Origin of the sequence: Streptomyces sp. NPDC051064, from assembly GCF_044455985.1 — a bacterium.
Lineage (GTDB): Bacteria > Actinomycetota > Actinomycetes > Streptomycetales > Streptomycetaceae > Streptomyces.
Genome location: NZ_JBITFK010000005.1, coordinates 360,672 through 374,842 on the forward strand (window position 1 = coordinate 360,672; position 14,171 = coordinate 374,842).

Genomic DNA, 14,171 nt, shown 5'->3' on the forward strand with positions numbered 1-14,171 from the left:
GGACACCGCACTCACTGCACGCCCAGGCCCCCAGAACTGGTCTCAGTCTTTCATTGGAATCATTCCAGAAAAGTGGTTCACTGCGTAGGTGATCGAAACCGAGGCCAGGACGCTCCTGCGCGGAGCGTCATTGCGAGTGACCCGTCCCCGGGTCGCCGTGCTCTCGGCGGTCCACGAGGCCCCGCACTCCGATGTCAGTGACCTCCTCACCCTGGTACGCACACGCATCGGAGCGGTCTCGACCCAAGCCGTCTACGACGTACTCAAGACGCTCGTCGACGCCGGACTGGCGCGGCGGATCGACCTGCCGAATTCTCCGGCACGGTACGAAGGGCAGTCCCGGGACAACCATCAGCACGTGGTCTGCCGCTCGTGCGGCACGATCGCCGACGTCGATGTCCCCCAGGGCTCTCCGCGCCTCGAGGCGCCCCAGGATCACGGGTTCACCATCGACCACGTAGAGGTGACGTACTGGGGCCTGTGTCCCGGATGCCGGGCCGACCGTGGCCGACGGGACCCGGAGTCGGTGCTTGCACGTTTTCACACGGAGGAGCAGGACAATTTCTGACAACACGAAGCCGCTGACCACTGCCGCCGGCGCACCGGTCGCGAACAACGAGAACGCCGTCACCGCCGGTCCGCGCGGCCCGATGCTGCTCCAGGACGTCTGGTTCCTGGAGAAGCTGGCCCACTTCAGCCGTGAGGTCATCCCGGAGCGTCGCATGCACGCCAAGGGATCCGGCGCCTTCGGCACCTTCAAGGTGACGCAGGACATCACCCGCTACTCCAGGGCGGCCCTCTTCTCCGAGGTCGGCAAGGAGACGGAGGTCTTCGCCCGGTTCTCGACCGTCGCCGGTGAGCGGGGCGCGGCCGACGCGGAGCGCGACATCCGCGGTTTCGCCCTCCGCTTCTACACGGAGGAGGGCAACTGGGACGTCGTCGGCAACAACACGCCGGTCTTCTTCCACCGGGACCCCCACCACTTCCCGGACCTCAACCGCGCCGTGAAGCGCGACCCGCGCACCAACCTGCGCTCGCCGGAGAACAACTGGGACTTCTGGACCAACCTCCCCGAGGCCCTGCACCAGATCACCATCGTGATGTCGGACCGCGGCATCCCCGACGGCTACCGCCACATGCACGGCTTCGGCTCGCACACCTACTCGTTCATCAACGAGAGCAACGAGCGCTTCTGGGTGAAGTTCCACTTCCGTACGCAGCAAGGCATCAAGAACCTGACCGACGAGGAGGCCGCCGCGATCGTCGCTGACGACCGCGAGTCCTCCCAGGCGGACCTCTTCGACGCCATCGAGCGCGGCGACCACCCGAAGTGGACCTTCTACATCCAGGTCATGCCGGAGGCGGACGCGGCGACGTACCGCTACCACCCCTTCGACCTCACCAAGGTCTGGTCGAAGAAGGACTACCCGCTCATCGAGGTCGGCGAGTTCGAGCTCAACCGCAACCCGGAGAACTACTTCGCGGACGTGGAGCAGGCCGCCTTCACGCCGGCCAACCTCGTCCCCGGTGTGGGCGCCTCACCCGACCGCATGCTGCAGGGCCGGCTGTTCTCGTACGGTGACGCCGCCCGTTACCGCGTCGGGGTCAACCACCACCAGATCCCGGTGAACCAGCCCCGCGGCGCGAAGAACGTCAACACCTACCACCGCGACGGCCAGCTGCGCGTGGACGGCAACCAGGGCGCCGTCCCCGGTTACACCCCGAACAGCTACGGTCGCTGGGCGGAGCAGCCGCAGTTCGCCGAGCCGGGTCTGGCGCTCGACGGCGCCGCGGCCGACCGGTTCGACTACCGCGAGGACGACGACAACTACTTCGAGCAGCCGGGCAACCTGTTCCGGCAGATGACGCCGGAGCAGCAGGACGCCCTCTTCGGCAACACCGCGCGGGCGATCGACGGGGCCTCGCAGGCCACGATCGAGCGTCACATCCACCACTGCACGCAGGCCGACCCGGCCTACGGCGAGGGTGTGCGCAAGGCCATCGAGGCGCTCAAGGCCTCCAAGCAGGCCTGATCCAGCTGTACGTGACGGGCCCCGGGCGACGCTTCGTCGCCCGGGGCCCGTCCGCGGTCGCGGCTACTTAAGCAGCGCCGTCCGCCCGAACATCTCCGCCGTGGCCCGTGCGCTGGGCGTCCCCGCGTCCAGGTCGGCGCCCGCGGCGACCAGCGCCGCGACGATCGCGTCCTCGCCCTTGAACAGGGCCCCCGCCACCGGTGACTGGTCCCTGGCGTTGCGCAGATCGACGTCGGCCCCTCGCCCGACCAGCGCTCGCACCGTCTCCGTCCGCCCGTGGTACGCGGCCAGCATGAGAGCGGTGTTGCCCTCCTGGTCCTGGACGTCGACCGGCAGCCCGTGGTCGAAGAACTCCAGGAGCTCTGCCGTACGCCCCTCCCTGGCCAGGTCCGTCACGATCACCACGAGCCGGCGGGTCTGTTCCTCGGAAAGCGGTTCCATACCTCCACTTTAGGCGTGTGCCCCCTCAACCCTCCGGACAGGGCGACACGGATCACATCGCCCGCTGTGTCTGAACTTCACGAGAACTCCAGCGAAATGGCACGTGTGTGGATATCGTGCACCGAGCGAGGGCGCATCCGTCAGTCCACAGGATCGGCGGATGCGCCCCGTTTGTGGGGATGCAACTGTGGCTGGGGGGTTCATGGGGCATGTCGAAATACCTGAATCGGATATATCCGGGCCTGTCGGGCTCGCGGGAGCACCACGACCGCGTACCGCCGGGTCCCGGAACCGCACGGTGGCTCCGCGGCAGTCGTGGAGAGCCCCGACGGCCGTTGAGCGCGATCACGCGGAGAGACCGCGGGCGAGGAAGTCGCCCGATCCGCGTGTGCCCTTCCTCGTACTGACCGATCTGCTGGGCCTGGGGGTTCCGGCCTGGATCGTGCTGCGGGCCGGTGATCAGCCGGGGCCGCTGGCCGCCGCGGCGTCGGCCGCGCTCGTGTGGAGCGGGGTGCGTGCGGCACGCGGCCGGTACGCGCGCCGGCTGCCGGGGGAAGCGGCCGGAGCGGCGCACGCCTCCTCGGGTGACTGGCTGGCGCTCGTCGGAGTGCTGGCGGTGCTGCTGGCCGTGACGGGCGGGGGCCTCGCCCCGGCGACCGCCGTCGCGGCGCTGGTGCCCGGCCTGGCCGTGGCCGTCCTGGTGGGGGTCGCGGGCCGGTTACGGCGCACGGCGGGCCGTCGAGGGGGGCGCCGGGTCCTGGTGGTCGGCGAGGCCGCGGGCCTGGACCGGGCGGTGAAGCTGCTCAACTCCCGTCAGGATCACCCGTATACGGCGGCGGCCGTCATCCCGGTCGGTCCGGCGGTGCCGGACTGCGGGACTCCGGTGCCGGGGCGCCTGGCGCCCGAACCGGCCGACGACGATGTGTCCACGGTGCTCGGCGGCGCCTTCGCCCATGACGCGGATCTGGTGCTCGTCGCGCCCGGTCCGCAGCTCGACGACGACCGGCTGCGCCGGCTGGCGTGGGGTCTGCACGACGGCGGGCTGGCCCTCTGCGTCCTCTCGGAGCTGTCGGGCGTCGCCGCCGCCCGGGTGCGGCCGGCCTCCGCCGCCGGACTGACGCTGCTGCATGTCGCGCCGCCGCTGCGGCGCGGTCCGCAGGCCGCGCTCAAGGCCGTCGTGGACCGGGCGGGCGCCGCTCTCGGGCTGCTGGTGCTCGCGCCCCTGCTCTTCGGGGTGGCGCTGGCTGTGCGGCTCTCGTCGCCCGGCCCGGTCTTCCACCGCCAGACGCGTCACGGCCTGCACAACAGACCGTTCACCATGTGGAAGTTCCGCACGATGGTGGCGGACGCGGAGTCCCTTAGGGAGCAGCTCTCGGCAGCGAACGAGAGCGAGGGCCCGATGTTCAAGATGCGCCGCGACCCTCGGGTGACCCGCGTCGGCCACGCCCTGCGGCGCACCTCCGTGGACGAGCTCCCCCAGCTTCTCAACGTGCTACGGGGTGACATGTCCCTGGTGGGCCCTCGTCCCCCGCTGCCGGAGGAGGTCTCGCGCTACGACGAGCGGGAGCTGCGGCGGCTGGCGGTACGGCCGGGTCTGACCGGTCTGTGGCAGGTCAGCGGGCGGTCGGACCTGTCCTGGCAGGAGACGGTCTCGCTGGACCTCTGGTATGTGGACAACTGGTCCGTGGCGACGGACATGGGGCTCCTCGCCAGAACGGTGCGCGCCGTCACCGACGGCCGCGGGGCGTACTGAGACGTGATGGGGGGACACGAGGAGACGGGCGTGCACGGGTTCAGTGCGTACCGCGGCCGTCCGGCCGGAGCGTCAGCCCCGAGGAGCGTTCCGGCCGAGCCACCAGGCGTAGGTGCGGGCGATGCCGTCCCGCAGGGGGATCTGCGGCTTGAAGCCGAGGGAGGAGAGCCGGGACACGTCGAGGAGCTTGCGCGGTGTGCCGTCGGGCTTCGAGGTGTCCCAGACGATACGGCCCTGATATTCCGTCACGTCACGCACGGTTTCGGCCAGTTCACGGATGGTGAGATCCTCGCCGCAGCCGACGTTGACCGGCTCGGCACCGTCGTACACCTCCAGCAGCCGCGCACAGGCGGCGGCGAGATCGTCGACGTGGAGGAATTCGCGGCGGGGGCTGCCGGAACCCCACAGGGTGACCTCGTCCGCACCGTCCCGCTTCGCCTCGTGGAAGCGGCGGATCAGGGCGGGCAGCACATGCGAGGTCTCCAGGTCGAAGTTGTCCCCCGGGCCGTAGAGATTGGTGGGCATGGCGCTGATGTACGAGGCGCCGTACTGCCGGCGGTACGACTGGACCTGCACGATCCCGGCGATCTTGGCCAGCGCGTAGGCCTCGTTGGTCGGCTCCAGGGGGCCGGTGAGCAGCGCGTCCTCGGGGATCGGCTGCGGAGCGTGCTTGGGGTAGATGCACGACGAGCCGAGGAAGAGCAGCCGCTGGATCCCGGCGGCGTGCGCGCCCGCGATCACCGAGAGCTGGATCCGGAGGTTGTCCTCCAGGAACTGGACGGGGCTCGTGCTGTTGGCCATGATCCCGCCCACCTTGGCGGCGGCCAGCACGACCGCGTCCGGGCGGGTGTCGCGCAGGAACGCCTCGGTCGGCGCGGCCTCGCGCAGATCGAGTTCGTCCCGGCCACGGGTGATCACGTCGTGGCCGTCGGCGGTGAGGCGGCGCACCAGCGCCGAGCCGACGAGGCCGCGGTGGCCCGCGACGAATATGCGGGCGCCGGGGCGCAGCAGGGGGCGGGCGGATTCCTGGGACGGTCCTGGGAGGTCAGTCGTCATGGCCCGGATTCTGCCAGGAGCACGGCATCCTGGTGACGCTTTGCCGCATTCCGCTCAGATCGCGATATTTCAATGCACCGACCCGCCCGACGGGCGACCAGAGAAGGGGGGAGTCATGGCAAAAACCGCACTCATCACCGGCGTGACCGGACAGGACGGTTCGTACCTGGCGGAGCTGCTGCTCGAGAAGGGGTACACGGTCCACGGCCTGATACGCCGTTCGTCGAGCTTCAACACGGAGCGGATCGACCACATCTACCAGGGGCCCGAGGAAGCGAATCGTTCCTTCGTGCTCCATCACGCCGACCTGTCCGACGGGGTCGCGCTGGTGAACCTGCTGCGGGACATACAGCCCGACGAGGTCTACAACCTCGGCGCGCAGTCCCATGTCCGGGTGTCGTTCGACGCACCGCTGTACACGGGGGACGTCACCGGGCTCGGAACGGTCCGGCTGCTGGAGGCGATACGGGCCAGCCGCATCGAGACCCGGGTCTACCAGGCGTCCTCCTCCGAGATGTTCGGCGCGAGCCCGCCCCCGCAGAACGAGGGGACGCCGTTCCACCCGCGCAGCCCGTACAGCGTGGCCAAGGTGTACTCGTACTGGGCGACGGTCAACTACCGCGAGGCGTACGGCATGTTCGCCACGAACGGCATCCTGTTCAACCACGAGTCCCCGCGTCGCGGCGAGACCTTCGTGACCCGCAAGATCACCCGCGGGGTGGCCAGGATCAAGGCGGGCCTGCAGGACCGGCTGCACCTGGGCAACCTCGACGCCGTACGCGACTGGGGGTACGCCCCCGAGTACGTGGAGGCGATGTGGCGGATGCTCCAGTGCGACACCCCCGACGACTACGTGGTGGCCACCGGTGAGGGGGTCAGCGTCCGGCAGTTCCTCGAGTACGCCTTCGAGCACGCGGGCCTCGACTGGGCCGAGCATGTGCGCTACGACCCGAAGTACGAGCGCCCCAGCGAGGTCGACGCGCTGATCGGCGACGCGTCCAAGGCGGAGGAACTCCTCGGCTGGAAGCCGGAGGTGAAGTCGCGCGAGCTGGCCCGGATCATGGTGGACGCCGACATCCGGCTGCTGAGCGACCAGCTCACGGGCTCCGCGGTCCGGGTGGACAGATGAGAGGGGCCGGACGTCTCAGACGCGCCCGGGGCGGTGTGTTCGCCGCCGTGCTCGGTCTCGCCGCGGGCACGCTCACCGCGCTCTCCGCTCCCCCGGCCGCCGCGCTCACCCCGCCCGTCGGCTTCACCGCCGACGCCCTGTCCACGTACCAGACCAACGGCATCGTCTGGTCGCTGGCCGAGGCGGAGGGGGTGGTCTACGCGGGAGGCACCTTCTCGGGCATCCGGCCGGCCGGCTCCCCGGCCGGGAGCAACACGACGCCCGCAGTGAACTTCGCCGCGTTCGACGCGGCGACCGGGGCGCCCACCGGCTGCTCCCTCTCCTTCACCCGCAGCAGCGGCACGGCGACGGTCCGGGCGCTCGCCGTCTCGCCCGACAGGTCCACGCTGTACGCGGGTGGTTACTTCAACGCCGTGAACGGTACGGCCGTCAACGGCCTGACGGCGATCGACACCGCCACCTGCCGGCCGCGGGCGGGTTTCGCCCCGCAGTTCGGCGCGACGGTCCGCGCCCTCGACGTCGCGGCGGACGGCACCGTCTACGCGGGCGGCGACTTCCAGACCGTCAACGGGACGGCCCGGCGCTTCTTCGGCGCGGTGACCGCCCAAGGAGCCCTGACCGGCTGGAACCCGGACGCCGACGAACCGGGCCGCACCCTGAGGGTGACCCCGGACGGGGACAGCGTCCTGATCGGCGGTGACTTCTTCACCGTCGGCTCCACCGCCTCGCACGCGCTCGCGGTGACGAGCGCCTCCACGGGCGCCGTCACCCACGCCTACGGTTCGGGCTTCATCCCGTCGTCCGCCGTCATCAAGGACATCGTCACGGACGAGGCGTCCGACGGCTGGTACGCGGCGGGTGAGGGCGCCGGCGGCGCCTCCTTCGACGGCCGGCTGGCCATGGAGCTCGACGGCTTCGGACAGCGCTGGCGGGACACCTGCCAGGGCGCGACGCAGGCGCTCCGGGTCCACCGGGGGGTGCTGTACGCGGGCAGCCATGTGCACGACTGCTCGACCATGGGCGGCTTCCCCAACCAGGTCCGCAAGCATCTGACCGCGCAGTCGGTCGACAGCCCTGACCTGCTGGGCTGGCTCCCGGACACCAATGACGGCATCGGTGAGCCGGTCGGCCCCCGGGCGCTGACCGTGTCCTCGAAGGGCGGCCGTGACTTCCTCTGGGTCGGCGGCGAGTTCACCACGGTCAACGGGACCGGCCAGCAGGCGCTGACCCGGTTCGCGAACACGCCGGACACCGGGGCGCCACCCGCACCGGCGGTGAGCGTGTCCGCGCCGCGGGCCGGTGAGGTCGCGGTCAGCTGGCGCAGCAGCCTGGACCTGGACGACAGCCTCCTGACGTACCGGGTCTACCGCGACGGCGGCGCGACGCCGGTGTACACGACGACGGGTTCGTCGCTGTTCTTCAGCAGGCCGCAGCTGACCTTCACCGACCGGAACGTGGTCGCGGGCCGGTCGTACAGCTACCGGATCACGGCGAGCGACGGCACGAACACCAGCGCGCTCTCCGCCGCCGTCGCGGTGACCGCCACGTCGTCGGCGTCGCCCTACCAGGAGAAGGTGCTGGCCGACGGGGCCGATCTGTACTGGCGCTACGACGAGGCCGGCGGCGCCTTCGCGGCCGACGCGTCGGCGAGCCGCAACGGCGGGGTGTACATGAACACGCCCTCCTACCGGGCCACGCCGTCCGCGGTGGCAGGATCCGCCGCGCTCTCCCTCAACGGCACGAACGAGTACGTCTACAGCGACCGGCTGCACCACTACACCTCCCCCACGCCGTACTCCGTCGAGACGTGGTTCCGCACCACGTCGACGAGCGGCGGGCGCATCGTGGGGTACGGCAACAACATCGGTACGGAGCGCGGCCACACCAGCAGCATCTCCGACAAGCTGGTCTATCTGACGGACGACGGCCGGCTGGCGTTCGGCGTCCAGAGCGGAAGCACCCGGCCCACGGTCACCTCGGCCGGCGCCTACAACGACGGCGCCTGGCACCACGCCGTCGCCACTCAGGGACCGTCCGGCATGGTGCTGTACGTCGACGGGGAGGCCGTCGGCACGAACACGGCGACCGGGAACCGCTCGTACAACGGGTACTGGCGGGTGGGCGGTGACGCCATGAACAACGCCTGGCCGAACCGCCCCGCGAGCGACTACTTCGCCGGGCAGGTCGACGAGACCGCGGTCTACCCGTCGGCGCTGACCGCCGCGCAGGTCGCCGCGCACCACGAGCTGGCCGGCACCCCGCCGGGTCCCGGCGGCAGCACCGTCACCCTCACCCCCGACGAGGACGCGTACGTCAACGGCGTGGCGGCGAACACGAACTACAACGACACCCAGCTCGCCTCACGCGGCACCACGGCCTACCTGAGCTATCTGCGCTTCACCCTGCCGTCCGCTCCGGCCGGCCAGGTGCTCAGGAGCGCGCGGCTCACCTTCCGTACCTCGTCGGACTCGACGGCGGGTTCGGCCGAGAGCCACAGCATCGTGCCGGTCACCGGCACGTGGACCGAATCGGCGGTCACCTACACCACCCGGCCGGCGCTCTCCACGTCCGTGCTGGGGACCATCACCGGCGCGCTCTCCGTCTCCACCGACCATTCGGCGGAACTGAACGCGTCCGCACTGGGCGGAGCCCTCGGCTCCGTCTCCTCACTCGCCCTGACCAGCAGCGGGACGGACAGTCTCCGCATCTGGTCGAGCGAGGCAACGGCGGCCTACCGGCCGCAGCTCGTCCTCACCTTCGGAGATGAATGATGAACGGAAGCACGGGGCGGAGACCTGGAGGAAGCGGCCGTGTGCGGGCCGCGTCCGCCGTACTCTGCCTGTTCGCCGGAGCCCTGACCGCGACAGCGGCCGGGGCCTCCCCGGCGGCGGCGCTGACACCGCCGGTGTCCATCACGGCCGACGACCTCACCACCTGGCAGACCAACGGCATCGTCTGGTCGATGGCCGCGACGGACGGAGTCGTCTACGCCGGCGGCACCTTCTCCACCGTCCGGCCGCCTGACGCGGCGGCGGGCACCTCGGAGGAGCCCGCGGTCAACTTCGCGGCGTTCGACGCGGCGACGGGCGCGCCGACGGGGTGCAGCCTGTCGTTCACGCTGGCCTCCGGGACGGCGACCGTACGGGCCCTCGCGCTCTCACCCGACGGGGAAACCCTTTACGCGGGAGGGCAGTTCGGCGCGGTGAACGGCGTCGGCGTCAGCAACATCGCTGCCGTCGACACCGCGACCTGCACGCCGCGCCAGGACTTCAAGATCTCCGTATCCGCGACGGTACGGGCCTTGGACGTCACCGCGGACACGGTCTACCTGGCCGGTGACTTCAACAGCGTCGGCGGCCAGACGAGGAACAAGTTCGCCGCCGTCACCACCGGCGCCGATCTGCTGCCGTGGACGGCCAATGCCGACGAGGTGGCCCGGGCCGTCCAGGTGACTCCCGACGGGCAGCACGTGGCGCTCGGCGGTGACTTCTTCACCGTCAACGGCACCACCTCGCACGCCCTGGCCGTGGTGGACGCCACGACGGGCGCGCTCACGAAGAGCTACCCGGGCTTCATCCCCAACACCTCCACGGTGCAGGACCTCACGACGGACGCCACCGGGCTCTACACCGCCAACGAAGGCACTGGCGGCGGGGTGTTCGACGGCCGGATCGCCATCGACCTCGACGACTACCAGCAGCGCTGGCGGGACACCTGCCTCGGCGCCACCCAGGCCGTCCTGGTCCACTCGGGCGTGCTGTACAGCGGCAGCCACGCCCACGACTGCGCCAGCATGGGCGGCTTCTCCGACCAGCCGCGCAAGCATCTGCTCGCCCAGTCCGTGGACGACCCGACGCTCCTGCCCTGGTTCCCGGACACCAACGACGGCATCGGTGAGCCCGTCGGACCCCGGGTGATGGCGCAGACCGACAAGAGCGGCCACCACTACCTCTGGGTCGGCGGGGAGTTCACCACCGTCAACGGCGCCGGACAGCAGGGCCTCACCCGGTTCGCCGACGGCCCTGACACCGGTGCGCCCTGGGTGCCCAACGTCAGTCTGTCCACGGTCGCTCCGGGCCGGATCGACGTCAACTGGCAGACCAGCTTCGACACCGACGACGGGGAGCTGACCTACCGGATCTACAAGGACGGGGCGAGCACCCCCGTGCACACCGTCACGGGCTACTCGCTCTCCTGGGACCGGCCGCAGCTGAAGTGGACCGACACCGATGTGGCGGTGGGCGAGACGCACTCGTACCGCATCACCGCGAGCGACGGCACCAACACCAGCGCCAAGTCCCCCGCACAGTCCGCGACCGTGGCCGCGTCGACGCAGCCCTACCCGGCGCGGGTGCTGTCCGACGGCGCCTCGCTGTACTGGCGCTACGACGAGGGCACCTCCACCTTCGCGGCGGACACCACGGGCGGGCTGAACAACGGTTTCCTGCGCAACGCGCCCGCCTACCAGCAGACCCCGGCCGCGATCGCGGGCGACTCGACCGCCATCGGCTTCGACGGCTCCAGTGAGTACGCCTACAGCAACAAGCTCCAGACCCAGCCCACCCGCTTCTCCGTGGAGACCTGGATCAAGACCACCACCACCAGAGGCGGCAAGGTCATCGGCTTCGGCAACCTGACGATGCAGAACAGCACCCGCTACGACAAGCAGGTGTACATGGCCAACAACGGGCGGCTGGTCTTCGGCGTCTACAGCGGCGGCTACCGCACGGTCACCACGACCGGGGCCTGGAACGACGGCAACTGGCATCACGTCGTCGCCACCCAGGGCACCGGCGGCATGGCGCTGTACGTCGACGGGCAGCTGCGCGCGTCGAACTTCTTCTACACCTCCAACGAGAACTACCCCGGGTACTGGCGGGTCGGCGGGGACAACCTGGCCAACTGGCCGAACCGTCCGACCAGCAACTTCTTCGCCGGTCAGATCGACGAGACCGCCGTGTACCCGACCGCGCTGAGCGCTTCCCAGATCAGCGCGCACTACGCCCTGAGGACGGCTGAATGAGATATCCGTTCCTGGCCGGTGCCGCCGTCGCCCTGGCGACGGCGGTGCTGGCCGGCTGCGGCTCGTCCGGCGGGTCGGGCGGGTCCGGCGACGGAGGCAGGGAGGCCGCCGCGGGCAGCACGCCGTCCGCGGCGGCCTCCGCCACGCCCTCCGTGGCCGGCCCGGCTGCCGGTTCGACGACACCGCGGCCCCAGGGATCCAGCCGTACGCCGAAGGCACCCGCCGGGGACATCACCCCGGCCACGGGCTCCTTCACGAAGAAGCAGAAGGAGTATCTGACCGACCGCGTCCCCAAGGGGATGGATCCGGCCGCGGTGCTCCAGACCGGGCAGGAGACCTGTGACAGGCTCCGCTATCTGGTCAAGGCCGACCGGGACATCGCCGTCGGTGCGATCGTCGCCGGCGAGGTCACCGACGCGGAGCCGGCCGTGACCCATCTCTGCCCCCAGCACCAGGACCTCGTCGACGAGGCCGCGCTCGGGTACGCCGACGGCACGTACAAGGGCGCGAAGATCCGGCCGGGCCGGTACAGGGCCGCCTCGCCCACCAACGCCTGCAGCTGGCAGGTGGCGGGGGCGAACGGCAAGGTGCAGGCATCGGGCTCCTCGGCCACCGGCAAGCAGGTGGAGATCACCGTCCCGGATTCCGCGCGCACCTTCACCTCCACAGGCTGCTACGCCTGGCTGCCCCAAGGAGACAACGGATGAGCAAGCTGCCCATCGCCGTGGCGATCCCCACGAAGAACGAGGGCCTGAACATCGCCGAGGCGGTGAAGTCGGTCCTCGGCCACTTCGAGGCGGTCGTCGTGGTGGACTCCCACAGCACCGACGACACGGCGAAGATCGCCGAGGAGTGCGGGGCCGACGTCGTCACGTACACCTGGGACGGAGGCCATCCGCGCAAGAAGCAGTGGTGCCTGGAGAACGTCCGCACGGACCTGGACTGGATCCTGCTGCTCGACGGTGACGAGCGGCTGAGTCCCGGGCTGCTGGCGGAGCTGCGGAGGATCTTCGCCGACGCGGACAGCCCGAAGCCCGCCGCGTACGACATCCCGCTGGGCTACTGGTTCTCGGGGAAGCGGCTGCGGCACGGCTACACGATCCGCAAGCGGTCCCTGACCGACCGGACCCGGTGCTACTACCCGGAGGTCGGCGACCTCGCCGCGCCCGGTATCGGGGAGGTGGAGGGGCACTACCAGCCGGTCGCGACGACGGCCGGGGCGCTGAGCAACCCCATCGAGCACCAGGACCTGGACCCCGTCACCGCCTGGTTCGAGCGGCACAACCGCTACTCCGACTGGGAGGCCTGGCTGGAGCACCACCCCGATGTCAAGGAGCAGGTGCGGAAGGTGAAGTCCCGTCAGGGCCAGCTCTTCCACAAGGCGCCGTTCAAGCCGCTGGTGTCCTTCGCCTACATGTACGTCTACCGCCGGGGCTTCCTCGACGGGCGCGCCGGTCTGGACTTCGCGCTGGCGATGAGCTTCTACCGCTGGCAGATAGCGCTGAAGTCCCGTGAGGCGAAGACGGGTTGAAGGATCACGCCCTCCGGCGGACCACGTCCTCGTAGGTCCGCCGGAGGGTCCGTGTGACGGCCTCGATGGTGAACTGCTCGTTGACCAGGTTCCATGCGGCCTTCCCCGCACGGTCGTTGGCCTCGGGCTCCAGCAGTTCCAGGACCGCGTCGGCGACCTTCTGGGCGTTCTCCGCGTCCTGGCCGACCCGGCTGTCGATCACCCGGCCCGCCCCGGCGGCCGCCACGTCGGGGCCGAGTCCGCAGGTACGGGTGATGACGGCGGGCGTACCGACGGACATGGCCTCCAGGACGGACACGCCGAGGGGCTCCTCGATCGACGGCAGGACATACACATCGGCCTGCCGCCCGGCCGCGAGGACCTCCTCGTGGCCGAGGGGGCCCACATGGTCCAGCGAGTCCATGACGCCGAGCTTCCGGGCGAGCGCCAGCGTGCCGGGGAGCGCGCCGGTGTCCGGTCCCGCGAGGACGAAGCGGGCGTCGGGGTGCCGGGCGAGGACGGCCGGCATCGCCGCGACGAAGTCCTCGGGCCGCTTCCGCTCCTGGACGCGGGCCAGGAAGAGGACGGTGGGCGGGCGGCCCTCGTCCCGGGCGGGCTTACGCTCCTGCGGCCGGACGCCGTTGACGAGCCTGACGGTGTTGGTGAGGGCGACCGGTGCGGCGACCGCGTTCACGTCGAGGCGCTCGGCCTCGGTGAGGTGCAGCACGGCGTCGGCGCGGCGCAGCACCGTGCGCACGCCCAGCAGGTCGGTGAGCTGGGCGACGCGCTTCTCGGTCGGGTCGACCATGCCGTGCGTCTGGACGACGAGGGGGGTGCGGGTGGCGAGGGCGAGGAGCGCGGCGGGCAGGGTCACGAGGTCACGCATCAGGTGGACGTGGACGAGGTCGGCGCCGCGCATCATGCGGCGCGCGGTGTTCAGCAGGGCGCCGGAGGTGATGCCGCTGACCTCGAACATCGGCAGCAGGTGCCGCGCCTGGAAGAGGTGCACGGGCACCCCTTCGACCGTGTCCGGCAGCGCGCCGGCGAAGCCGTCGCCGAGCGCCATGATGCGGGCGTCGTCGCCCTCGGCGCGCTGGACCTTGGACAGGTTGAGCGCGACCCGCGTGGGCCCGCCGAACGCGTGGTCCGGAGTGTGCAGCGTGACGATGTGCAGGACCTTCACCGGGGTTCCCCTCAACCTAGGGCCTTTCGTTCACAGACTAGTC

The 14,171-nt window shown here is 70.7% G+C and carries 11 protein-coding genes; 8 read left to right on the forward strand and 3 right to left on the reverse strand.

Features of this window, described 5'->3' with window-relative positions; genetic code table 11:
- The first annotated feature begins 88 nt into the window (after positions 1 to 88).
- On the forward strand, positions 89 to 568 hold the full coding sequence (locus ACIBCU_RS19840) for a Fur family transcriptional regulator (protein ID WP_399232749.1): 480 nt from the start codon (positions 89 to 91) through the stop codon (positions 566 to 568).
- Positions 561 to 2,033: a catalase gene (locus ACIBCU_RS19845; RefSeq protein WP_362932511.1), complete on the forward strand. Its 1,473-nt coding sequence runs from the start codon at positions 561 to 563 to the stop codon at positions 2,031 to 2,033. The genes ACIBCU_RS19840 and ACIBCU_RS19845 overlap by 8 nt, the downstream gene beginning before the upstream one ends.
- 63 nt (positions 2,034 to 2,096) lie before the next feature.
- Here ACIBCU_RS19845 and ACIBCU_RS19850 read toward each other — a convergent pair whose 3' ends face one another.
- Positions 2,097 to 2,474 (reverse strand): ankyrin repeat domain-containing protein, encoded by a 378-nt coding sequence (locus tag ACIBCU_RS19850; protein WP_393764577.1) that lies wholly within the window; start codon positions 2,472 to 2,474, stop codon positions 2,097 to 2,099.
- A 202-nt stretch (positions 2,475 to 2,676) separates the two neighbouring features.
- Between ACIBCU_RS19850 and ACIBCU_RS19855 the strand changes: the two genes are divergently transcribed.
- Positions 2,677 to 4,227 carry an exopolysaccharide biosynthesis polyprenyl glycosylphosphotransferase gene (locus tag ACIBCU_RS19855; RefSeq protein WP_399232751.1) on the forward strand — a complete coding sequence of 517 codons (1,551 nt, stop codon included), beginning with the start codon at positions 2,677 to 2,679 and terminating at the stop codon, positions 4,225 to 4,227.
- Positions 4,228 to 4,299: 72 nt separating this feature from the next.
- On the opposite strand, the gene ACIBCU_RS19860 is transcribed toward ACIBCU_RS19855, so the two are convergent.
- On the reverse strand, positions 4,300 to 5,283 hold the full coding sequence (locus ACIBCU_RS19860; RefSeq protein WP_362932442.1) for a GDP-L-fucose synthase: 984 nt from the start codon (positions 5,281 to 5,283) through the stop codon (positions 4,300 to 4,302).
- Positions 5,284 to 5,398: 115 nt separating this feature from the next.
- Here ACIBCU_RS19860 and gmd point away from each other — a divergent pair, with 115 nt between their 5' ends.
- From gmd to ACIBCU_RS19885, 5 genes are read left to right on the forward strand one after another with little or no spacing between them, the layout of a single operon-like run.
- On the forward strand, positions 5,399 to 6,412 hold the full coding sequence (gene gmd / locus ACIBCU_RS19865; protein ID WP_362932444.1) for a GDP-mannose 4,6-dehydratase: 1,014 nt from the start codon (positions 5,399 to 5,401) through the stop codon (positions 6,410 to 6,412).
- On the forward strand, positions 6,409 to 9,183 hold the full coding sequence (locus ACIBCU_RS19870; RefSeq protein WP_399232754.1) for a LamG-like jellyroll fold domain-containing protein: 2,775 nt from the start codon (positions 6,409 to 6,411) through the stop codon (positions 9,181 to 9,183). Before gmd ends, ACIBCU_RS19870 begins: the two co-directional genes overlap by 4 nt.
- A complete protein-coding gene (locus tag ACIBCU_RS19875) occupies positions 9,180 to 11,435 on the forward strand; it encodes a LamG domain-containing protein (protein WP_362932448.1) in 2,256 nt (751 codons plus the stop codon). Before ACIBCU_RS19870 ends, ACIBCU_RS19875 begins: the two co-directional genes overlap by 4 nt.
- Positions 11,432 to 12,142 carry a hypothetical protein gene (locus ACIBCU_RS19880; RefSeq protein WP_362932450.1) on the forward strand — a complete coding sequence of 237 codons (711 nt, stop codon included), beginning with the start codon at positions 11,432 to 11,434 and terminating at the stop codon, positions 12,140 to 12,142. Before ACIBCU_RS19875 ends, ACIBCU_RS19880 begins: the two co-directional genes overlap by 4 nt.
- The gene (locus tag ACIBCU_RS19885; RefSeq protein WP_399232756.1) at positions 12,139 to 12,966 is read left to right on the forward strand and encodes a glycosyltransferase family 2 protein; all 828 of its coding nucleotides are present in this window, start codon (positions 12,139 to 12,141) and stop codon (positions 12,964 to 12,966) included. Before ACIBCU_RS19880 ends, ACIBCU_RS19885 begins: the two co-directional genes overlap by 4 nt.
- A 4-nt stretch (positions 12,967 to 12,970) precedes the next feature.
- On the opposite strand, the gene ACIBCU_RS19890 is transcribed toward ACIBCU_RS19885, so the two are convergent.
- Positions 12,971 to 14,128, reverse strand: a complete 1,158-nt coding sequence (locus ACIBCU_RS19890) for a glycosyltransferase (protein ID WP_362932454.1) — start codon at positions 14,126 to 14,128, stop codon at positions 12,971 to 12,973.
- Positions 14,129 to 14,171 lie beyond the last annotated feature (43 nt).